We start from the raw sequence: 20,819 nt of genomic DNA on the forward strand, positions 1-20,819 counted from the left end.
GCTGCGGCTTGCTTGTACGGCCGACTCAGATGTCGAGGAAGCGGACGTCCTTGGCGTTGCGCTGGATGAACGAGCGCCGCGCCTCGACGTCCTCACCCATGAGCACCGAGAACAGGTCGTCGGCCTGCGCCGCGTCGTCCAGCGTGACCTGGCCGAGCACCCGGTGGTCGACGTCCATCGTGGTGACGCGCAGTTCCTCGGCGTTCATCTCACCGAGGCCCTTGAAGCGCTGGATCGAGTCTTCCTTGATCCGCTTGCCGTTCTGCTTGCCGAGCGCGACCAGGGCGTCCCGCTCGCGGTCCGAGTACGCGTACTCGGAGTCGTCGCGACCCCACTTGATCTTGTACAGCGGAGGGCGCGACAGATAGACGTGGCCGGCCTCGACCAGCGGACGCATGAAGCGGAACAGGAACGTCAGCAGCAGGGTGTTGATGTGCTGGCCGTCGACATCGGCGTCCGCCATCAGGATGATCTTGTGATAGCGGAGCTTCTCGATGTCGAAGTCCTCGTGGACCCCGGTGCCGAACGCCGAGATCAGCGCCTGGACCTCGGTGTTCTGGAGGATCTTGTCGACCCGGGCCTTCTCGACGTTCAGGATCTTGCCCCGGATCGGCAGGATCGCCTGGTACATCGGGTTGCGGCCGGACTTGGCCGAGCCGCCGGCGGAGTCACCCTCGACGATGAAGATCTCGCACTGGGTGGGGTCGTTCGACTGGCAGTCGCTGAGCTTGCCGGGGAGCGAGGCGCTCTCCAGCAGCCCCTTGCGCCGGGTCAGGTCGCGCGCCTTGCGGGCCGCCACGCGGGCGGTCGAGGCGGCGATGCCCTTGCGGATGATGTCGGCCGCCTCGTTGGGGTTGCGGTCGAACCAGTCCGTCAGCTGCTCGTGGACGACCTTCTGCACGAAGGTCTTGGCCTCCGTGTTGCCCAGCTTGGTCTTCGTCTGGCCCTCGAACTGCGGCTCGCCCAGCTTCACCGAGATGATCGCGGTCAAACCCTCGCGGACGTCCTCGCCGGTGAGGTTGTCGTCCTTCTCGCGGAGCAGCTTCTTGTCGCGCGCGTACCGGTTGACCAGGGAGGTCAGCGCGGCGCGGAAGCCTTCCTCGTGCGTACCGCCCTCATGCGTGTGGATCGCGTTGGCGAAGGAGTAGACACCCTCGCTGTACTGCGTGTTCCACTGCATGGCGATCTCGACCGAGAGCAGTCGGTCCTTGTCCTCGGCCTCGATGTCGATCACCGACTGGTGGATGACATCGCCCTTGCGGGAGTTGAGGTACTTGACGAAGTCGACGATGCCGTTCTCGTAGTGGTACGTGACCGAGCGGGCCACTTCCTCCTCGGGAACCTCCACCGCCTCGGCGCTGTCCGCGCCGGCCGTCGCCTTCGCCGACTCGCGTTCGTCGGTCAGCTTGAGGGTGAGGCCCTTGTTGAGGAAGGCCATCTCCTGGAAGCGGCGCGAGAGCGTCTCGAAGGAGTACTCGGTCGTCTCGAAGATGTCGCCGTCGGCCCAGAAGGTGACGCTCGTACCCGTCTCGTCGGTGGCCTCGTTACGCGCCAGCGGGGCGGTCGGGACACCGAACTTGTAGTCCTGGGTCCAGCGGTACCCGTCGGTCTTCACCTCGACGGCCACCCGCGTGGACAGGGCGTTGACGACCGAGACGCCGACGCCGTGCAGACCACCGGAGACGGCGTAACCGCCGCCGCCGAACTTGCCGCCCGCGTGCAGGACGGTGAGCACGACCTCGACGGCGGGCTTGCCCTCGGACGGCACGATGCCGACCGGGATGCCACGGCCGTTGTCGATCACGCGCACCCCGCCGTCGGGGAGGATCGTGACGTCGATGGTGTCCGCGTGCCCGGCCATGGCCTCGTCGACCGAGTTGTCCACGACCTCCTGCACGAGGTGGTGGAGACCGCGCTCACCGGTCGAGCCGATGTACATGCCAGGTCGCTTGCGGACCGCGTCCAGACCCTCCAGCACGGTGATCGCGCTGGCGTCGTACGAGGGCTGTGCCTCGGCCTGGGCGGGAGCGGCGGTGCCCTCGCCCTGGGTGGACGGAATGTTCTCGTTGGGGTTGCCGGAATCGGCCACGAAGCGCCCTTTCTGGCACAGCACAGGCCGTTCTCCGGGCAGGCGGGAGCGGCTGCGTCGTTCGGCTTGTATCGACGAATCCCGCAAGACACGGGATTGTTCATCAGTCTACCGGTAGCGCCGACCCGAATGGGGGTTTGCGGGCACCTGAGTACGCATGTGCCGCCCTGAATGAGCGGCTGACGACTCCCCATATTCGGGACGGGGCCTCAAGGGGCTCACGCAGGCGTTGAGCGCTTCGGCCTGTCAGCCCTCCGCTACGGTGAGGGACGCCCGCTCACCACCACCTGGTTTCGCATGCCACGCAATCGGGCCCCCAGCCGGCCGGGACGCCTCGCGCCCCCTCCGCACGCGTCGGCCCAGCTCCCGGCGCGGCCACCAAAAGCCCAGGTCGCAGGGGTCAGCCGTAGGTGTCGCCCGGACCCGTGCTCCCCGGGGCACGCAACGGGCCGAACCGGTGCTGCGGGCCGCCAGGGCCCAGCACCTTGATCATCCGCACCGTGCCGTTGCCCAGGTCCGCGTTGAGCCGGGCCACCAGCTGGGGTGCCAGCAGCCGCAGCTGCGTCGCCCAGGCCGTCGAATCGCACTGCACCGTCAGCACCCGCTGGTCGGGCTCCTCGTCGTACCGCACGGGCACACAGTGCAGGGCGAGGTCGTCGCCGACGATCTGCGGCCAGCGGCCCATCACCCCGCCCACCGCCGCCGGGGTCTCCCAGCCGCGCTCGGTGATCAGGCGGTTGATCGCGGCACCCAGCGGCAGCGGATCGCGCCCGTCCCGCCGCGCCCCGGAGCGCAGCCCTCCGCCGCGCCTGGCCTGCTTCTTCTGCTGCGCCGCCTCACCGCGCGCCCGCGCCTGCTCCTTCGCCGCGCGCAGGGCGACCCGGGCCAGGTCCACACCGGAGGGCTCCGCCGGCTTCGCCCGGTCCTCGCCGCCGGGGGTCTTCCCCTCACCGTCGCCGCTCACACCCGCTCCACCTCGCCGGCGGACACCGCGTACCGCGTCCCCGCGAGCGTCCCCGGCACGTCGTCGTCCACCGCCGCGGTCACCAGCACCTGCTCGGCCGGCGCCACCAGCTCCGCCAGCCGCTCCCTGCGGCGGGCGTCCAGTTCGGCGAACACGTCGTCCAGCACCAGCACCGGTTCGTTGCCCTCGCCGCGCAGGAGCTCGTACGAGGCGAGGCGCAGCGCCAGCGCGTACGACCAGGACTCCCCGTGGCTCGCGTATCCCTTGGCGGGCATCCCGCGCAGGCCCAGCACCAGGTCGTCGCGGTGCGGGCCGACCAGGGTCACTCCGCGCTCGATCTCCTGCTTGCGGACCCCGGCCAGGGCCTCGATGAGCTGTGCGTACAGCTCCTCACGCGTCCGTGCGGGGCCGGCCTCGCCGCCGACGGAACTGCGGTAGTCCAGGGCCACCGGGCCGCCGCCGGGCGCCACGTCCCCGTACGCCTTGTCCGCCAGCGGCTGGAGTGCGGCGATCAGGTCCAGGCGCTGGGCCAGCAGCTCCGCGCCCACCCCGGCCAGATGCTGGTCCCACACGTCGAGCGTCGACAGGTCCAGGGAGCGCCCGCCGTGCCTGCGGGCCATCGCGGCGGACTTCAGCAGCGTGTTCCGCTGCTTGAGCACCCGCTCGTAATCGGAGCGCACCCCGGCCATCCGAGGCGACCGCGCGGTGACCAGCTCGTCCAGGAACCGCCGGCGCTCGCCGGGATCGCCCTTCACCAGGGCCAGGTCCTCCGGGGCGAACAGGACCGTCCGCACGATGCCGAGCACGTCACGGGGTCTGACCTGCGACGATCTGTTGATCCGGGCGCGGTTCGCCTTGCCCGGGTTGAGTTCGAGCTCGACCAGCTGCGAACGCTCGCCCTGGGTGACGGCCGCCCTGATCACCGCCCGCTCGGCACCCATGCGGACGAGCGGGGCGTCGGAGGAGACGCGGTGGCTGCCGAGCGTGGCGAGATAGCCGACGGCCTCCACCAGATTCGTCTTGCCCTGCCCATTGGCCCCCACGAACGCGGTGACGCCCGGGTCGAGGGACACCTCGGCCCGGGCGTACGAACGGAAGTCGGCCAGCGACAGATGCGTGACGTGCATGATGTGCGCCGACCTTCCCGGCTTCCTGCTTCGTGCTCCGGCGGCGGGAGGGGCGGTCGGCCCCGCCCGCTCCTCGTTGCGGGGCTACTTCTTGTTCTCGACCGCGTGGCCGCCGAACTGGTTGCGCAGCGCGGCGATCATCTTCATCTGCGGGGAGTCGTCCTGACGCGAGGCGAAGCGCGCGAAGAGCGACGCCGTGATCGCGGGCAGCGGCACCGCGTTGTCGATCGCGGCCTCCACCGTCCAGCGGCCCTCGCCCGAGTCGGCCGCGTAGCCGCGGAGCTTGTCGAGGTGCTCGTCGTCGTCCAGGGCGTTGACCGCCAGGTCGAGCAGCCAGGAACGGATGACCGTGCCCTCCTGCCAGGAGCGGAAGACCTCGCGCACGTCGGTGACGGAGTCGACCTTCTCCAGGAGCTCCCAGCCCTCGGCGTACGCCTGCATCATGGCGTACTCGATGCCGTTGTGGACCATCTTGGCGAAGTGGCCGGCGCCGACCTTGCCCGCGTGGACCGCACCGAAGTCGCCCTCGGGCTTCAGGGCGTCGAAGACCGGCTGGACCTTCGCCACGTCCTCGGCGTCGCCGCCGTACATGAGCGCGTAGCCGTTCTCCAGGCCCCAGACGCCACCGGAGACGCCGCAGTCGACGAAGCCGATGCCCTTGGCGCGCAGCTCCTCCGCGTGCTTCTCGTCGTCGGTCCAGCGGCTGTTGCCGCCGTCCACGACGATGTCGCCGGGCGAGAGGAGCTCGGCCAGCTCGTCGACGGTGGACTGGGTCGCGGCTCCGGCCGGGACCATCACCCATACGACCCGGGGGCCCTTGAGACTGCCCACAAGCTCTTCCAGGCTGTGGACATCGGCGAGATCCGGGTTCCGGTCGTAACCGATGACGGTGTGGCCTGCGCGGCGGATGCGCTCGCGCATGTTGCCGCCCATCTTGCCGAGGCCGACGAGACCGAGCTCCATCAGAGATTCCTTAGCGTTGTGCCGATTCGTACCCAAGTCCGAGCCTACGCCCGGAAGGGGACAGGACGCCGGGCGTGCTCGGCGCTGAACACGCCCGTCGGGCCCCGCCGGGGCGGGGCCGGGGGAGGTCAGCCGGAGAGGCGGACCGGCATGATCAGGTACTTGTACGCGTCGTTCGCCTCGGCGTCCACGGCCGGGCGGCCGCTGAGCAGCGCCGGCTTGGTGGAGGTCGTGAACGAGAGCTGGGCGACCGGGGAGTCGATGGCGCTGAGGCCGTCGAGCAGGAAGGTCGGGTTGAAGGCGATCGAGATGTCGTCGCCCTCCAGCACGGCGTCGACCCTTTCCACAGCCTGTGCGTCGTCGCTGGAGCCGGCCTCCAGGATCAGGACGCCCTGCTCGAAGGTCAGCCGCACCGGGGTGTTGCGCTCGGCCACCAGGGCGACGCGCTTGACGGCCTCCACGAACGGGGCGGTCTCGATCACGGCGACCGAGTTGAACTCGGTGGGGAAGAGCGTCCGGTACTTCGGCAGGTCGCCTTCGAGCAGTCGGGTGGTCGTACGCCGTCCGGCGCCCTCGAACCCGATGAGCCCCTCGCCCGCGCCGGAGCCGGACAGCGCCAGGGTGACCGTGTCACCGCTGGTGAGGGCCTTGGCGGTGTCCAGCAGCGTCTTGGCGGGCACCAGGGCGACGGCGGAGGCCTCCGGGTCCTCCGGCTTCCAGAGGAACTCGCGGACCGCGAAGCGGTAGCGGTCGGTGGAGGCGAGGGTGACGGTGTCGCCCTCGATCTCGATGCGGACGCCGGTCAGGACGGGCAGGGTGTCGTCGCGGCCGGCGGCGATGGCGACCTGGGCGGCGGCGGAGGCGAAGACCTCACCGGGCACGGTGCCGGTCGCGGTCGGCATCTGCGGGAGTGCCGGGTACTCCTCCACAGGAAGGGTGTGGAGGGTGAATCGCGAGGAGCCGCAGGAGACCGTCGCCCGTACACCGTCTGTGGAGATCTCCACCGGACGGTTGGGGAGGGCGCGGCAGATGTCGGCGAGCAGCCGGCCGGAGACGAGGACGGTGCCGTCCTCCTCGACCTCGGCCTCCACCGAGACCCGTGCCGACACCTCGTAGTCGAAGCTGGAGAAGCTGAGCGCGCCGTCCTCGGCCTTCAGCAGAAGGCCCGCGAGAACGGGCGCCGGCGGACGGGCCGGAAGGCTGCGGGCCACCCAGGCCACCGCCTCCGCGAGTACATCGCGCTCCACCCGGATCTTCACCGGAACCGCCTCCTGCTGTTTTCGCCCTGTCGGCCTTCGTCGTCGTCGGCCTTCGTCGTCTGGTCGGGTCGCTCCGCCGATGAGAGGGGGAGGACGCCGGGGACCAGTCTGACGCACCGCACCGACACTCGTTGCTGCTCGGGGTCAAATCGCGGCGAGCGGCCCGGAGCGCTCCGGGGGCGAGTTGTGCACAGGACCCACTTCGAAACGGATTCCTGGCTAACTATGGGTGGTGGTAGTAGTAGGCCCTGTGGAAACCGTGGATAACCCCGTTTCCGCAGCTCAGAGCCGGTTTTTTATCCACCGACCCTGTGGGTGGAACCGGTGGACAACCCGGGCTTTCTGTGGACACCCGGAAGTTGTGCACAACCCGTACACAGGGGAGGGCAGTTTCTCCCCAGGTCTGTCCCCAGCTTTACCCCCGTTCCCCACAGGCCAACCCTGCCCCTTGGTGTGACGCCTTTCACTCGGGGCGGTGACGGGGCCTGTCGTGTTGCCGAACAGTGGACAGGGATGTGGAGAAGCGGCTCCCTGCTGGGGAAAACGGTCCCGGACCTGTGGGCGGTCGGTGGACAACCCTGGGCGCGGCCTGTGGACGAAAATCTTGTCCACAGGCTGTGGATCATTGTTGACCACAAATCCCCAACCCGCTGAGCTGCCCGGATGTCCTTCCCGAGCTTCTGCCTGTGGATGCAGTATGGACAACTTTTGGATCCCCAGGCTGTGGAGGGAAAAAAGTGCCCGGATCTGTGGAGAACACCCGTGACCTCCCGGTTAATCGAACAGAGCGGGGCCTCCGGGAGACGGCCCGGTGGACGGTCGGCGGGTGTCCGGAGCTGTCCGGAGCCGCGCGAAGCGGGTTGCCGGCCTGCTTTCGGGGAAGGCAGAAGGGCGCTGTGCGGACTCCTGACGAGTCCGCACAGCGCCCTCGGGGTGCGTGCGGGTGCCGGCGCGGGGCGCCGTCAGCCGTTCTTGATGCGGTTCGTGAGCTCGGTGACCTGGTTGTAGATGGAGCGCCGCTCCGCCATCAGTGCCCGGATCTTGCGGTCCGCGTGCATCACCGTCGTATGGTCCCGGCCGCCGAACTGGGCGCCGATCTTCGGCAGCGAGAGATCGGTCAGCTCGCGGCACAGGTACATGGCGATCTGCCGTGCCGTCACCAGTACGCGGCTGCGCGATGATCCGCAGAGGTCTTCCACCGTCAGGCCGAAGTAGTCCGCGGTCGCCGCCATGATGGCGGTCGCCGTGATCTCCGGAGCCGAGTCCTCGCCGCCGGGGATCAGATCCTTCAGCACGATCTCCGTGAGTCCCAGGTCCACGGGCTGCCGGTTGAGGCTCGCGAAGGCCGTCACCCGGATGAGAGCGCCCTCCAGCTCACGGATGTTGCGCGAGATGCGGGAGGCGATGAACTCCAGCACCTCCGGAGGGGCGTTGAGCTGCTCCTGCACCGCCTTCTTGCGCAGGATCGCGATCCGGGTCTCCAGCTCGGGAGGCTGTACGTCGGTGGTCAGCCCCCACTCGAAACGATTCCGCAACCGGTCCTCCAGAGTGACCAGTTGCTTCGGCGGCCGGTCGGAGGAGAGCACGATCTGCTTGTTGGCGTTGTGCAGCGTGTTGAAGGTGTGGAAGAACTCCTCCTGCGTCGACTCCTTGCTCGCCAGGAACTGGATGTCGTCCACGAGCAGGATGTCGACATCGCGGTACCGCTTGCGGAAGGTGTCGCCCTTGCCGTCGCGGATCGAGTTGATGAACTCGTTGGTGAACTCCTCGGAGCTCACGTACCGCACCCGGGTGCCCGGGTACAGGCTCCGGGCGTAGTGCCCGATGGCGTGCAGCAGATGGGTCTTGCCGAGACCCGACTCCCCGTAGACGAACAGGGGGTTGTACGCCTTCGCGGGCGCCTCGGCCACCGCCACGGCCGCGGCGTGCGCGAAGCGGTTCGAAGCCCCGATGACGAAGGTGTCGAAGAGGTACTTCGGGTTCAGCCGGGCATGCGGCTCGCCGGGCCCGGGCGCCGGTGAGGGCTGAGCGCCCATGGGTCCCGGGGCTCCCCCGGGGCGGCCGGTGCCGGCGCCGGGACGGTGCTGCGGCTCCGGGTGCTCGGCACGGGAACGCTCGCCGTGCTGGGGCTCGTACCCCTGGCGCTCAGGCGGCTGCGGACGGTAGTCGTGCTGCGGCTGCTGCGGGGAGCGGCCGTACGGCTCGCGCCACTGGTCGGCGGACGGTTCGCGGTCCTGGAATCCACCGAGCCGGGGCTGCTGCCAGGAAAGGTCCTCCTGGGTGCGCGGCCAGGCGCCGGGCTCCGGGCGCTGCTGCTGGTAGTCCGGGTAGGCGGGCCGCGCGGTGGGCATGCCGTCGTCCGAGGGCCGGCTGCCGTAGCCGTCGTACGCGTCGCCGTGCCGGCCCTCGTCGTGCTGCGGGCCCTGGTAGCGGTGGGGCGGCTGCGGGGGCTGGTGCATCGGGGGCGCCGGCGGGCCCGACGGCTCGCCCGCGGAGTCGTCGACCGTGATCGCGATCCGGATGGGGCGCCCGCACTCGCGGCTCAGCGTCTCGCTGATGAGCGGGGCGAGGCGGCCTTCGAGGACCCGCTTGCCCCATTCGTTGGGGACGGCGAGCAGCGCGGTGTCGGCGACCAGGGCGAGCGGCTGGCAGCGCTCGATCCACTGCTTGTCCTTCGGCTCGATGCCCTGCTGCCCCTCCCCGAGGAGCTGCTCCAGCACTCGCGGCCACACTGCGGCAAGATCGGCAGGTACGTCAGCCACAGGGCACGCTCTCTCGCTGGTCCCACGAATGTGTGGTTCTCGGGACGGTATGGGTCGGGGTGGGTGAGGACCGGCAGGCGGGAAGAAAAAGAACCGGAGTTCAGCCACGGTAGTCAGCCCGACCCGCGACGTTCAAGTCGTTGTCCACAGCCTGTGCACAATGGAGGCCCCGACAGGGTCGGTTTGACCGGATGGCGTAGCCGCGCGTACCGTGACCAGGTCGAGTTGTCGATGGCTGCTGCCGCCTGCCTCCGATGGGCAAAGATCACGATCTGTGATTGTGAATGCGGTGCACTAGGGCGTTTACGCGAGTCTCTCGTGGGCGCACGGTGACAGCCAGGCGATGTCCCGCCAACACACGAGTCATTTCTGGAGCCCCCGAGTGAGCAAGCGCACCTTCCAGCCGAACAACCGTCGTCGCGCGAAGACCCACGGCTTCCGGCTGCGTATGCGCACCCGTGCCGGCCGCGCGATTCTCGCGTCCCGCCGTAGCAAGGGTCGCGCCAGCCTGTCCGCCTGATCGCGTACAGGTCGTCATGACGTGCTGCCTTCCGAGAATCGGCTGAGGCGGCGCGAGGACTTCGCGACCGCAGTACGACGAGGGCGCCGGGCCGGTCGCCCGCTCCTCGTCGTCCATCTACGAAGCGGTGCAACCGACCCGCACGTGCCTGGGGAGAGCGTTCCCCCGCCGCGTGCGGGTTTCGTTGTCAGCAAAGCCGTGGGTGGTGCGGTCGTCCGCACAGCGGTGAAGCGCAGGCTTCGCCACCTGGTCCGAGAACGGCTCGCCCTGCTGCCCCCCGGTAGCCTGGTTGTCGTACGAGCGTTGCCCGGAGCGGGCGACGCCGGCCATGAACAGCTGGCCCGAGACCTGGACGCCGCCTTGCAGCGGCTGCTGGGAGGGGGCGTGCGATGAAGTACCCGCTGCTGGCTCTCATCAAGGTGTACCAGTGGACGATCAGCCCACTTCTCGGGCCTGTCTGCCGTTACTACCCGTCGTGTTCCCACTATGGATATACGGCGATCGACCGGCACGGAGCGATCAAGGGAACGGCGCTGACAGCCTGGCGCATCCTGCGATGCAATCCGTGGTCACCCGGCGGCGTGGACTACGTACCACCACGCAAACGTCCGCGTTGGCACGAACTGCTGCGCAGCGCCATACGCGGCAGCAAGGGCGGGGACTCCGCCGCTGACGTGCCTCCCGGGGGTTCGGCCACCGAGCTCCCGAGTTCGGCCGCAGAGACTTCGCCCAATGCTCAAGGAGCCTGATTAGTGGACACGATTGCCAGTCTGTTCAGCTTCATCACCTGGCCCGTCTCCTGGGTCATCGTCCAGTTCCACAAGTTGTACGGGGCGATCTTCGGCCCTGACACCGGATGGGCCTGGGGTCTGTCCATCGTGTCCCTCGTGGTGCTCATCCGTATCTGTCTGATCCCGCTGTTCGTCAAGCAGATCAAGTCGACGCGGAACATGCAGCTGCTCCAGCCGAAGATGAAGGCGATCCAGGAGCGCTACAAGAGCGACAAGCAGCGTCAGTCCGAAGAGATGATGAAGCTGTACAAGGAGACGGGTACCAACCCGCTCTCCTCGTGCCTGCCGATCATCGCGCAGTCGCCGTTTTTCTTCGCGCTGTACCACGTACTCTCCGCGATCGCCTCGAACAAGAAGATCGGCGTCATCGACCAGTCGCTGCTGGACAGCGCCCGTCAGGCCCACATCTTCGGTGCTCCGCTGGCCGCCAAGTTCATGGACAGCGCGGAGAAGGTCGACGCCCTCGGTGCTTCGCTGACCGACGTCCGGGTCGTCACCGCGGTCATGATCGTGATGATGTCGGCCTCGCAGTTCTTCACGCAGCGCCAGCTGATGACGAAGAACGTCGACCTGACGGTCAAGACGCCGTACATGCAGCAGCAGAAGATGCTGATGTACATCTTCCCGCTGATCTTCGCGGTCATGGGCATCAACTTCCCCGTCGGTGTCCTCGTCTACTGGCTCACCACGAACGTCTGGACCATGGGTCAGCAGATGTACGTGATCAACCAGAACCCGACGCCGGGCAGCAAGGCCCAGGAGCAGTACCTCGGGCGCGTGCTGAAGAGCGTCACCGCGCACGGCGAGGTCCGTGGCCGGACCCGGCGCAACACCGTCAAGCGGATCGTGGCCAAGGGCCCGGACCGCAATGACATCGAGCGGAAGTTCGTCGTCGGACTGGCCAAGCTGGGGCTCGCTCCCCAGGAGGACGGCACGGTGGCCAAGAGCGACACGGCCGTCGCCGAGGCGGAGGGCGGAACCTCGCAGCGCCGCCAGCAGCCCAAGCGGCAGACGAAGGCACAGCGCCAGACCGGTGCGGCCCACCAGGGCGGAAAGGAAGACGACGCCGACGAGCCGGCGTCCAAGACCTCCCTGAAGAAGAGCACCGCGCAGGACGACAAGTCGAAGCCGGCGGGCAAGACCGCGTCCGGCTCCTCACGCCAAGCCAAGTCCGGACAGCGCAAGGGCCCGCAGCGGCCCAAGCACCCGTCCAAGAAGTAAGAAGGAGTCCATCCGTGACGGAAGGCACCACCTCCACGGCCGCTGAGGGCAGCGACACCCTGACCCGCCTTGAGCAGGAAGGGGAGATCGCAGCGGACTACCTTGAGGGTCTGCTGGACATCGCCGACCTCGACGGCGACATCGACATGGACGTCGAGGCGGACCGGGCCGCGGTCTCGATCATCAGCGACTCGGCGCGCGAACTGCAGAAGCTCGTGGGGCGCGACGGTGAGGTCCTGGAGGCGCTTCAGGAGCTGACGCGGCTCGCCGTGCACCGGGAGACCGGTGACCGGAGCCGTCTGATGCTGGACATCGCCGGGTTCCGGGCGAAGAAGCGCACGGAGCTCGCCGGGCTGGGTGCCACGGCGGCGGACAAGGTCAAGAGCACCGGTGAGCCGGTGAAGCTGGACCCGATGACGCCCTTCGAGCGCAAGGTCGTGCACGACGCGGTCGCCGCGGCCGGCCTGCGCAGCGAATCGGAGGGCGAGGAGCCGCAGCGCTTTGTCGTCGTCCTGCCGGCCTGACCGGCTCCTTACCTGTCGGCCCCGTCTGTTCGCAGACGGGGCCGATCTTTGTCAGCCTGATAGACAGCCACCCATGGTTGGTAGTGCGGTACGGAAGGACGGTCCCCCTGTGACGGAGGAAGTAGCGCTTCCCCAGGCGCCCGACGAGGCCCGGGAAGTGTTCGGTGAGAGCTTTCCCGAGGCTGTCCGGTACGCGGAACTGCTGGCGGACGCGGGGGTCACGCGCGGACTGATCGGGCCGCGCGAGGTCCCTCGTCTGTGGGAGAGGCACCTGCTGAACTGTGCGGTGCTCTCCGAGGTCGTTCCCGAGGGGGTCACGGTCTGCGACGTGGGGTCGGGGGCCGGGCTGCCGGGCATTCCCCTGGCTCTGGTGCGCCCGGACCTGAAGATCACCCTTCTGGAACCGCTGCTGCGCCGGACGAACTTTCTCCAAGAGGTCGTGGAACTGCTGGGGCTCGACCATGTGACGGTTGTCCGCGGGCGGGCCGAGGAGGTTCTTGGCTCCCTGCAGCCGGTGCACGTGGTGACGGCGCGGGCGGTGGCCCCGCTGGACCGGCTGGCCGGTTGGGGCGTGCCCCTGCTGCGTCCGTACGGCGAGATGCTCGCGCTCAAGGGCGATACCGCCGAGGAGGAGATCAACGGGGCGCGCGCCGCGCTCAGTAAGCTGGGTGTGGTGGACACCGAGGTGCTCCACGTCGGCGAGGGAGTGGTCGACCCGACGTCCACCGTCGTCCGGGTGGTGGTCGGTGAGAGCCCGGGCGGTGTGAGGTTCGCCGCAAAGCGAGCCAAGGCAGCGCGGACCAGCCGGACGCGACGTCGTCGCTGAGCCCTGCGCGGAGTGTCGTGCCTCCGTGGCTACGCTGCGGAGGCATCGTGTTTCACGTGAAACGTCGTTCTCTGCTGCATGGAATCATCGGCCGCGGTCATGAGGCGGCCGCCCCTCCCCATCGCAGGCCCGTTAGGGCTACGGAGTTGTCCACAGAAGTGGTTTCATCCACAGAAGAGCGGGCCTCGCTGGTTCACGACCCCGAAACCATGACAGGCTCTGCTCATTGCGAGCCTGAAGTCGAGGAGAGTGAATCCTTGCGGTCCGACGCCAACATCGCGGGGCCGATGACCGATCCGGTCCCCGGCCCCCGAACCGAATCGGCGGGGAACGGTGTTTCACGTGAAACACCGCCGCCGATGGACGACACACCCATCGGTCGTGCGGCACAGCTGGCGGTGGAGGCCCTTGGCCGAGCCGGCGAGGGACTGCCGCGACCCGAGCAGACCCGCGTCATGGTCGTGGCCAACCAGAAGGGCGGGGTGGGCAAGACCACCTCGACGGTCAACCTCGCCGCGTCGCTGGCACTTCACGGGGCACGGGTTCTGGTGGTGGACCTCGACCCGCAGGGCAATGCCTCGACGGCTCTGGGCATCGATCACCACGCCGAAGTCCCCTCGATCTATGACGTCCTGGTGGAGAGCAGGCCGCTCTCTGACGTGGTCCAGCCCGTCCCGGACGTCGAAGGTCTCTTCTGCGCCCCGGCCACCATCGATCTCGCCGGTGCGGAGATTGAGCTGGTGTCGCTGGTGGCGCGGGAGAGTCGACTCCAGCGCGCCATCCAGGCGTATGAGCAGCCGCTGGATTACATCCTGATCGACTGCCCGCCCTCGCTGGGCCTGCTGACGGTCAACGCGCTGGTGGCCGGCGCGGAGGTGCTGATCCCCATCCAGTGTGAGTACTACGCACTGGAGGGCCTGGGCCAGCTCCTGCGGAACGTGGAGCTGGTACGGGGCCACCTGAATCCGGACCTCCATGTCTCGACCATCCTGCTCACCATGTACGACGGCCGGACCCGGCTGGCGTCGCAGGTCGCGGAGGAGGTTCGCAGCCACTTCGGCAAGGAAGTGCTGAGGACCAGCATCCCCCGGTCGGTCCGTATCTCCGAGGCACCGAGCTACGGGCAGACCGTGCTCACCTACGACCCTGGGTCCAGCGGTTCGCTGTCGTACCTCGAAGCAGCCCGCGAGATCGCGCTACGAGGCGTTGGGGTGCACTACGAGGGACAGCACGCCCGCACGGGCGGTTCGATCAGTCAGCAGAGCAATTCGGAGGGGATCCAGTGAGTGAGCGTCGTCGAGGGTTGGGGCGAGGGCTCGGTGCCCTGATCCCAGCCGCTCCGCAGGAGAAGCAGCTGTCGTCCGCCGGCTCCGGGGCTTCGTCGCCCGTTCTGACCACGGAGCGGGGTGTGGCAGCCGCCAAGGTGGCCACGCTCGGGGCCACTCCCCTCGTCCCGGAGCCGAGCTCGCCGATGTCGGGGACTGAGCCGACGGTCTCGGGTGATGTGGCCGGCGCGTACTTCGCCGAGCTGCCGATCGACTCCATCACGCCGAACCCGCGTCAGCCGCGTGAGGTCTTCGACGAGGACGCGCTCGCGGAGCTGGTCACCTCCATCAAGGAAGTCGGGCTTCTCCAGCCGGTCGTGGTGCGCAAGATCGGGGCCGACCGCTTCGAGCTCATCATGGGCGAGCGGCGTTGGAGGGCCTGCCGCGAGGCGGGCCTGGAGCGCATCCCGGCCATCGTCCGGGCCACGGACGACGAGAAGCTCCTCCTGGACGCCCTCCTGGAGAACCTGCACCGGGCTCAGCTGAACCCGCTGGAGGAGGCGGCCGCCTACGACCAGCTGCTCAAGGACTTCAAGTGCACGCATGACCAGCTGGCGGACCGGATCGGCCGTTCCCGGCCGCAGGTGTCCAACACGCTGCGTCTGCTGCGGTTGTCTCCCCCGGTGCAGCGGAGGGTCGCCGCCGGGGTGCTGTCGGCGGGCCACGCGCGCGCACTGCTGTCCGTGGACAACTCCGAGGAGCAGGACAAGCTGGCCCATCGCATCGTGGCCGAAGGGCTCTCGGTGCGTGCGGTCGAGGAGATCGTGACGCTCATGGGCTCCAGGCCCACGAGTGCCAAGAAGGCCAAGGGTCCCCGAGCAGGGGCTCGGCTTTCCCCGGCGCTCTCGGATCTGGCGTCGCGGCTCTCCGACCGGTTCGAGACCCGGGTGAAGGTCGACCTCGGGCAGAAGAAGGGCAAGATCGTCGTGGAGTTCGCCTCGATGGAGGACCTGGAGCGCATCCTCGGCAGCCTCGCTCCGGGCGAGGGCCGAGTGCTGGACCATGCTCCCTCCAAGGAGTCGGCCGAGGCCGACGAGAGCTGACGCACGCCGAACGATGAGGGCGGGCTGTTTCCGCTACACGGAATACAGCCCGCCCTTTGCTCTGTCACGGTGTCGGCTTGATCCGGCGGTGGCTACGATGCGTTCTGGCAGGGCATTTCCGTCCATGAGCAGTGGGCGCGAGAAGTGAGGAACAGCCTTCATGGGGCGTCGGCTCGTACCGCTCACGCTGGACAACCTTCCTGACCTTCCCCGGCGCTGCCGCTCCTGTGTCTTCTGGGAGCTCGACCCCGTCAGCGGAGAGGCCGCCGTCAAGAGCGGGACATCCGACCGGGAGAAGGAGGCGTGGATCTCTGGAGTCCTCCTGGAGTGGGGATCCTGCGGGCGGGTGGTCTACGTCGATGACGTGCCGGCCGGCTTCGTGCTCTACGCACCACCCGCGTACGTTCCGCGCGCCACCGCCTTCCCGACGAGTCCCGTCTCCCCTGATGCGGTTCAGCTGATGACCGCGCTGATCATGCCGGGCTACCGGGGACAAGGGCTGGGACGGGTCATGGTGCAGACGGTCGCCAAGGATCTCATCCGCCGGGGCTTCAAGGCGATCGAAGCCTTCGGTGATGCCCGGTGGAAGGAGTCGGCCTGTGTGCTGCCTGCCGATCACCTTCTGGCGGTGGGGTTCAAGACGGTGCGCCCGCACCCGGTGCATCCTCGGCTTCGGCTGGAACTGCGGACGACGCTCTCCTGGAAAGAAGACGTCGAGATGGCTCTGGACCGGCTCCTGGGGGCAGTACAGAAGGAACCTGCGCTGCGGCCATTGTGAGGTGCGCGCTCAACGCCGCATGCAAAACGGGCCCGTCCAGGGAAGGACGGGCCCGTTTCACGTGAAACAAGCGGACGCAGTTTCTGCCTTACTGGTCCTTGCCGGCGATGAAGCCCTCAAGGTCGCGGAGGATCGCGGCCTTCGGCTTGGCGCCGACGATCGTCTTGGCGACCTCGCCGCCCTGGTAGACATTCAGCGTCGGGATGGACATGACGCCGTACTTGGCGGCGGTGGCCGGGTTCTCGTCAATGTTGAGCTTCACGACCTCGATCTCGCCGTGCTCGGCCGCGATGGCCTCCAGCGACGGGGCGATCTGGCGGCACGGGCCGCACCAGGCAGCCCAGAAGTCCACCAGCACAGGCTTGTCGCTCTTGAGGACGACCTCTTCGAAGGAGTCGTCAGTCACGTTCTTCAGGGCGCCGGCCACGGCGGCCTCCTAACTTCGCGGGGTGTGTGGGGATGTGAGTGAGGCGTTGGTCAGACGGCGGCCGCGGGTGCGGCCTTCTCGTCGTCGGCGAGCGCGGCGAGGAAGCGCTCGGCGTCGAGGGCGGCGGAGCAGCCGGTGCCGGCCGCGGTGATCGCCTGGCGGTAGGTGTGGTCGACAACGTCGCCCGCGCCGAAGACACCGGACAGGTTGGTGCGCGTCGAGGGGGCGGCGACCTTGAGATAGCCCTCGTCGTCGAGGTCGAGCTGGCCCTTGAAGAGCTCGGTGCGCGGGTCGTGGCCGACGGCGATGAACAGGCCGGTCACGGGCAGCTCGGACGTCTCGCCGGTCTTGGTGTTGCGCAGCGTCACGCCGGAGAGCTTCTGCTCGCCGTTGACTCCGGCGACCTCGCTGTCCCATGCGAACTTGATCTTCGGGTCGGCGAAGGCGCGATCCTGCATGGTCTTGGAGGCGCGCAGGGTGTCGCGGCGGTGGATGATGGTGACCGACTTGGCGAAGCGCGAGAGGAAGGTCGCCTCCTCCATCGCAGTGTCGCCACCGCCGACCACGGCGATGTCCTGGTCCTTGAAGAAGAAGCCGTCGCAGGTCGCGCACCAGGAGACGCCGCGTCCGGAGAGGGCGTCCTCGTTGGGGAGGCCGAGCTTGCGGTGCTGGGAGCCCGTGGTGACGATGACCGCCTTGGCACGGTGGACGGTGCCTGCGGTGTCGGTGACGGTCTTGATGTCACCGGTGAGGTCGACGGAGACCACGTCGTCCGGGATCAGCTCGGCGCCGAAGCGCTCGGCCTGGGCGCGCATGTTGTCCATGAGCTCGGGGCCCATGATGCCGTCCTGGAAGCCCGGGAAGTTCTCCACGTCGGTGGTGTTCATGAGCGCGCCACCAGCGGTGACGGCCCCTTCGAAGACCAGCGGCTTCAGCGAGGCGCGCGCGGTGTACAGGGCGGCTGTGTAGCCGGCCGGGCCGGAGCCGATGATGATCACATTACGCACGTCGCTCACGGGTTTCTTCCTCGTCTCTGCAGACTGCCTACTGTCCACGCCTACTGGGGCCGGTTCAACGACTCTCACCCCACCCAACGGATCCTACGGGGGATGCATTCCCGACGTGCCGGGGCGGCTGGCGGCGTGATGATCAGGGGCGGTTGTAGGCGTGCGTCAGCAGCAGCTTTCCCTTGAAGGGAGGCTCGGCTCCTACACAGGCCGCGTCGACGACATACGCCTGAACGCTGGCCGGATCCGTGGGATGGGGCAGGACGACGAGGAACGCGTCGGCGCCCTCGTAGCTGCCTCTTTCGATGGCCAGGGCCGGGCTGTTCCGGCCGATGCCTTCTTTCACGCAAGCAGGAACGGTCACTGCGGGGGCCCGGAGTGGGGAATCGGGAGACATGGAGTCCGAGGGATCCGCCTGGAGCGAGGGCCGGGTCCGGGGCGAGGACTGGGATCCGACAGAGGGAACCTCTGCGCTGCCCTTGGGCTTCTGAGAGCTCTCCGCGCCGGTGCTTGTGTCCAGCAGCTCGTGTACCCGGTCCTCGAGGGTGGCGGCGGAGAACTCCTGCGATCGGCTTTTCGGGGCTGTGGCCGCCGTGTCCTGGCTGAGCCCGGATGCGGAGGAATCGCTGCCCTTCGAACCTGGGATGTTCTGCATCACGAAGACGCTCATGCCGACCAGGGCAGCGGCCCCCAGCGCGGAGGCGAGCAGGGTGGTACGGAGCCGCTTCCGACCGAGGTGTCGTCCGGGGCCCGTGTGCGCACGGCCATGTCCAGCCGGACGATCCGGGGCATGCGACCGCGACGGAGAACCCTCGGCTATATGTACGCGCTCTGTTTCACGTGAAACATCGGGCGTCGCATCCGGCTCCCCGCGATGATTCCGCGCCTCGGCGGCGAGAGCGGCATCGATACGGTCGGCGATGTCTGTGGGCATGGGTTCGGGGGCGGGCAGTTCGCCGAGCAGCCCGCGAATCTCTTCCAATGCGGTGAGGACATCGCTGCAGGGCTCACAGGCGTCCAGGTGGCTGCGAATCTCGGCTGCACGGCCTTCGGGAAGCAGGTCCTCGGTCAGGTCGGAGATTTCCGAGACTTCCGGGTGCCGGGTCGTGCCGGGTGCTGACGTCATCGGTGTCCACCTCCGCCCTTCATCACAGTGGGGTCGCTCGTGCCCGTGTCTCGTGGTCCGGCTGCGGGTGGGACGGATGCTCTGGGCGTCCGGTTCCCTTCCCCGGGCGCTTCTACGGCGCGCCCATCGCTACGAAGATGCGCCAGCAGGGGTGCCAGTCGGGCGCGGCCCCGTGCGCAGCGGCTCTTCACGGTGCCCACAGGCACCTCAAGAATGCGAGCGGCCTCCGCCACCGGGTACCCCTGCATGTCCACGAGGACGAGCGCCGCGCGCTGCTCGGCGGGGAGGGTGGCCAATGCGGCGAGGAGTTCGCGGTGGAGATCGTGGCGTTCCGCCGGTGCCTCCGCGGACTCGTGCGGTTCCAGCAGCTGGTCGAGCCGTTCCGGGTCGTCGACGGGTGCAGTCTTCCGGGAAGCGGCCTTGCGGACGCGGTCGAGGCACGCATTGACCGTGATGCGGTGCAGCCAGGTGGTGACGGCGGACTGGCCCCGGAAGGTGTGGGCGGCGCGGAAGGCGGAGATCAGGGCGTCCTGTACGGCATCGGCCGCTTCCTCGCGATCGCCCAGCGTCCGCAGGGCCACCGCCCACAACCGGTCGCGATGGCGCTGTACGAGTTCACCGAAGGCGTCCGGTTCGCCGGCTACATGCTGAGCCAGAAGATCCTGGTCGGTCGTCGGACGAAGGTCATCAGCCACTGGCTCCATGATCCCCCTCGCCGTCCTCGACCTTACCCGTATTCAAACCAGCAGGTCCCCGAAAGTAAATGGGTGGATCTGCCGACGCAGCAATTGCCGATCGCCCCGCCCCTCTCGTCCTGATCGGATGGAGATTTCCGGAAGCGTTCCAACAGCCTTCCGGTAACCAACACGTTGGTCTGGTCTCGATTTGGTGGGCTCAAGGTGCCACGCGATGTCAGCTGGTGGACGTCCTTCGCTCTGCGGCTGGTGGTCATGGCGGTGGCATCGAAGAGCTGGCCCAAGAGGTGCATCGGCACGGGCTTTCGTAGGTGGAGCACGGTGACCAAGACCCGGTCGACTGAGGTGCACTCGGCTTTGCCGCCTGTGCCAGGGGTCACCAGGCGCGCAGGACCTCGACGAGCGCGGAGTACGAGATCGCGCTGAACCTCCATCGCTGAGGTCAGCACGTCCGATCTTCTCCTGCACCTCGACCGTCTCGCAGCGTTCCTTGTCCGCTGCCCACTCATCAGGGACTACCGGGCCTGTCGATGAACACCGGGTTCGTCCCGGTGGCTGCTGCCGGATGCAAGGCCGCCTGACGAGGAGAACTGCGCCGCCGAGCGCGCCGGAGTACTGCCGCACTCATACAGTCCGTGGACCACTTCGCGTCTCCCGCCACCAGCACCATGTCCTGACCGCCGAGTCCACCGACGACCAGGCAGGCGGTCTCCTGGTAAGCCTGCTCGTGGTCGAACCGGAACTACAGCTGACGTAGCAGGCCGCAGGGCACGACCCAAATCGCTGAACCTTGAAGTCTTATTGCCGGAAATTTAATGATATTGACATCTTGACACAGCGATGTGGATCATGAAATTTTCATGGCTCCACTTTGCGTCCACATGAAGGGTTTCTCGTGAAGAGGTTGATTTCCTCGGTAGTTACGGTCGCCGCTGTGGCAGGAGCTGCCGGATTTATCGCAGCTCCGTCGGCCTCGGCGGCTCCCGAGTGCACTGCTGAGTATGCGTACGACAAGATATGCCTGTTCGAGAACGGTGGGCAGTATCTCAACGGGAAGTCGAGAATCGACCTCTACTCCCGGAGTTCATGGGCCAACATCACCTACACCGGGACAAGCACGGCCCTCTATAAGGGTGATGGAGTGCTTACCAATGTCAGTGGGGCAACCAACTGGGACCCGGACAGCCGTGTGGCCATTTATTACAACTCCAATTACGCAGGTCCGTGTTTCACGATCAAGCCGCACGGCATTGTCTTTTTCAGGAGTGTGGGCTTGAGTAATGGCAGGGTCGCAAACGACAACATGAACTCTCACCGGTTCAATGTTACTTGTGGATCGATTTACGGCTAGTTTCCACCGCCGCGGCGCCCT

General features: G+C 67.9%; 20 protein-coding genes and 1 pseudogene. 10 read left to right on the plus strand and 11 right to left on the minus strand.

Annotation, left to right across the window (positions count from 1 at the left end; translation table 11 throughout):
- Nucleotides 1-25: 25 nt before the first annotated feature.
- The 6 genes from gyrB to dnaA form a co-directional block, all read right to left on the minus strand.
- Nucleotides 26-2,113: a DNA topoisomerase (ATP-hydrolyzing) subunit B gene (gyrB, locus tag ACN6LM_RS20890; RefSeq protein ID WP_445066893.1), complete on the minus strand. Its 2,088-nt coding sequence runs from the start codon at nucleotides 2,111-2,113 to the stop codon at nucleotides 26-28.
- Nucleotides 2,114-2,489: 376 nt separating this feature from the next.
- A complete protein-coding gene (locus ACN6LM_RS20895) occupies nucleotides 2,490-3,053 on the minus strand; it encodes a DUF721 domain-containing protein (RefSeq protein ID WP_445066894.1) in 564 nt (187 codons plus the stop codon).
- The gene (recF, locus tag ACN6LM_RS20900; protein ID WP_445066895.1) at nucleotides 3,050-4,180 is read right to left on the minus strand and encodes a DNA replication/repair protein RecF; all 1,131 of its coding nucleotides are present in this window, start codon (nucleotides 4,178-4,180) and stop codon (nucleotides 3,050-3,052) included. The genes ACN6LM_RS20895 and recF overlap by 4 nt, the downstream gene beginning before the upstream one ends.
- A gap of 84 nt (nucleotides 4,181-4,264) precedes the next feature.
- Complete coding sequence (gnd, locus tag ACN6LM_RS20905; RefSeq protein ID WP_164399267.1) at nucleotides 4,265-5,143, minus strand: phosphogluconate dehydrogenase (NAD(+)-dependent, decarboxylating); 879 nt, start codon at nucleotides 5,141-5,143, stop codon at nucleotides 4,265-4,267.
- Between the two features lie 128 nt (nucleotides 5,144-5,271).
- Entirely contained in the window at nucleotides 5,272-6,402 is a 1,131-nt protein-coding gene (gene dnaN / locus ACN6LM_RS20910; protein ID WP_445066896.1) for a DNA polymerase III subunit beta, read from the minus strand.
- Between the two features lie 962 nt (nucleotides 6,403-7,364).
- On the minus strand, nucleotides 7,365-9,164 hold the full coding sequence (dnaA, locus tag ACN6LM_RS20915) for a chromosomal replication initiator protein DnaA (protein WP_445066897.1): 1,800 nt from the start codon (nucleotides 9,162-9,164) through the stop codon (nucleotides 7,365-7,367).
- Between the two features lie 382 nt (nucleotides 9,165-9,546).
- Here dnaA and rpmH point away from each other — a divergent pair, with 382 nt between their 5' ends.
- From rpmH to ACN6LM_RS20960, 9 genes are all read left to right on the plus strand, one after another.
- A complete protein-coding gene (rpmH, locus tag ACN6LM_RS20920) occupies nucleotides 9,547-9,684 on the plus strand; it encodes a 50S ribosomal protein L34 (RefSeq protein ID WP_006348049.1) in 138 nt (45 codons plus the stop codon).
- Between the two features lie 21 nt (nucleotides 9,685-9,705).
- Entirely contained in the window at nucleotides 9,706-10,077 is a 372-nt protein-coding gene (gene rnpA, locus ACN6LM_RS20925) for a ribonuclease P protein component (RefSeq protein ID WP_445066898.1), read from the plus strand.
- Nucleotides 10,074-10,433 carry a membrane protein insertion efficiency factor YidD gene (yidD, locus tag ACN6LM_RS20930; RefSeq protein WP_445066899.1) on the plus strand — a complete coding sequence of 120 codons (360 nt, stop codon included), beginning with the start codon at nucleotides 10,074-10,076 and terminating at the stop codon, nucleotides 10,431-10,433. The genes rnpA and yidD overlap by 4 nt, the downstream gene beginning before the upstream one ends.
- A gap of 3 nt (nucleotides 10,434-10,436) precedes the next feature.
- A complete protein-coding gene (gene yidC / locus ACN6LM_RS20935; protein ID WP_445066900.1) occupies nucleotides 10,437-11,696 on the plus strand; it encodes a membrane protein insertase YidC in 1,260 nt (419 codons plus the stop codon).
- Nucleotides 11,697-11,710: 14 nt separating this feature from the next.
- Nucleotides 11,711-12,220, plus strand: a complete 510-nt coding sequence (locus ACN6LM_RS20940; protein WP_164399272.1) for a R3H domain-containing nucleic acid-binding protein — start codon at nucleotides 11,711-11,713, stop codon at nucleotides 12,218-12,220.
- A 109-nt stretch (nucleotides 12,221-12,329) separates the two neighbouring features.
- Nucleotides 12,330-13,046, plus strand: a complete 717-nt coding sequence (gene rsmG, locus ACN6LM_RS20945; protein ID WP_018101894.1) for a 16S rRNA (guanine(527)-N(7))-methyltransferase RsmG — start codon at nucleotides 12,330-12,332, stop codon at nucleotides 13,044-13,046.
- Between the two features lie 209 nt (nucleotides 13,047-13,255).
- Nucleotides 13,256-14,332 (plus strand): ParA family protein, encoded by a 1,077-nt coding sequence (locus tag ACN6LM_RS20950; RefSeq protein ID WP_445066911.1) that lies wholly within the window; start codon nucleotides 13,256-13,258, stop codon nucleotides 14,330-14,332.
- On the plus strand, nucleotides 14,329-15,414 hold the full coding sequence (locus ACN6LM_RS20955; RefSeq protein WP_445066901.1) for a ParB/RepB/Spo0J family partition protein: 1,086 nt from the start codon (nucleotides 14,329-14,331) through the stop codon (nucleotides 15,412-15,414). The genes ACN6LM_RS20950 and ACN6LM_RS20955 overlap by 4 nt, the downstream gene beginning before the upstream one ends.
- A gap of 160 nt (nucleotides 15,415-15,574) precedes the next feature.
- A complete protein-coding gene (locus ACN6LM_RS20960) occupies nucleotides 15,575-16,192 on the plus strand; it encodes a GNAT family N-acetyltransferase (RefSeq protein ID WP_164399275.1) in 618 nt (205 codons plus the stop codon).
- Between the two features lie 88 nt (nucleotides 16,193-16,280).
- Here the strand turns inward: ACN6LM_RS20960 and trxA are convergent, their stop codons facing one another.
- The 5 genes and pseudogenes from trxA to ACN6LM_RS20985 form a co-directional block, all read right to left on the minus strand.
- A complete protein-coding gene (trxA, locus tag ACN6LM_RS20965) occupies nucleotides 16,281-16,619 on the minus strand; it encodes a thioredoxin (protein ID WP_361033650.1) in 339 nt (112 codons plus the stop codon).
- A 50-nt stretch (nucleotides 16,620-16,669) separates the two neighbouring features.
- Nucleotides 16,670-17,635, minus strand: coding sequence for a thioredoxin-disulfide reductase (trxB, locus tag ACN6LM_RS20970; protein ID WP_445066902.1), 966 nt, complete (start codon nucleotides 17,633-17,635; stop codon nucleotides 16,670-16,672).
- A 133-nt stretch (nucleotides 17,636-17,768) separates the two neighbouring features.
- A complete protein-coding gene (locus tag ACN6LM_RS20975) occupies nucleotides 17,769-18,752 on the minus strand; it encodes an anti-sigma factor family protein (RefSeq protein ID WP_445066903.1) in 984 nt (327 codons plus the stop codon).
- The gene (gene sigM / locus ACN6LM_RS20980; protein ID WP_445066904.1) at nucleotides 18,749-19,456 is read right to left on the minus strand and encodes an RNA polymerase sigma factor SigM; all 708 of its coding nucleotides are present in this window, start codon (nucleotides 19,454-19,456) and stop codon (nucleotides 18,749-18,751) included. Before sigM ends, ACN6LM_RS20975 begins: the two co-directional genes overlap by 4 nt.
- A gap of 209 nt (nucleotides 19,457-19,665) precedes the next feature.
- Nucleotides 19,666-19,899 (minus strand): annotated as a pseudogene (locus ACN6LM_RS20985) (ISAzo13 family transposase); the annotation flags it as partial.
- Between the two features lie 443 nt (nucleotides 19,900-20,342).
- Between ACN6LM_RS20985 and ACN6LM_RS20990 the strand changes: the two are divergent.
- Nucleotides 20,343-20,798, plus strand: coding sequence for a hypothetical protein (locus ACN6LM_RS20990; RefSeq protein WP_164399279.1), 456 nt, complete (start codon nucleotides 20,343-20,345; stop codon nucleotides 20,796-20,798).
- Nucleotides 20,799-20,819 lie beyond the last annotated feature (21 nt).

Source organism: Streptomyces sp. SAS_281 (assembly GCF_052542855.1).

Excerpts from the sequence above, each read along its gene's own strand:
- recF (WP_445066895.1), bottom strand. The coding sequence starts at position 4,180 with ATGCACGTCACGCATCTGTCGCTGGCCGACTTCCGTTCGTACGCCCGG.
- gnd (WP_164399267.1), bottom strand. The coding sequence starts at position 5,143 with ATGGAGCTCGGTCTCGTCGGCCTCGGCAAGATGGGCGGCAACATGCGC.
- yidD (WP_445066899.1), top strand. The coding sequence starts at position 10,074 with ATGAAGTACCCGCTGCTGGCTCTCATCAAGGTGTACCAGTGGACGATC.
- ACN6LM_RS20950 (WP_445066911.1), top strand. The coding sequence starts at position 13,256 with ATGACAGGCTCTGCTCATTGCGAGCCTGAAGTCGAGGAGAGTGAATCC.
- ACN6LM_RS20960 (WP_164399275.1), top strand. The coding sequence starts at position 15,575 with ATGGGGCGTCGGCTCGTACCGCTCACGCTGGACAACCTTCCTGACCTT.
- ACN6LM_RS20975 (WP_445066903.1), bottom strand. The coding sequence starts at position 18,752 with ATGACGTCAGCACCCGGCACGACCCGGCACCCGGAAGTCTCGGAAATC.
- sigM (WP_445066904.1), bottom strand. The coding sequence starts at position 19,456 with ATGGAGCCAGTGGCTGATGACCTTCGTCCGACGACCGACCAGGATCTT.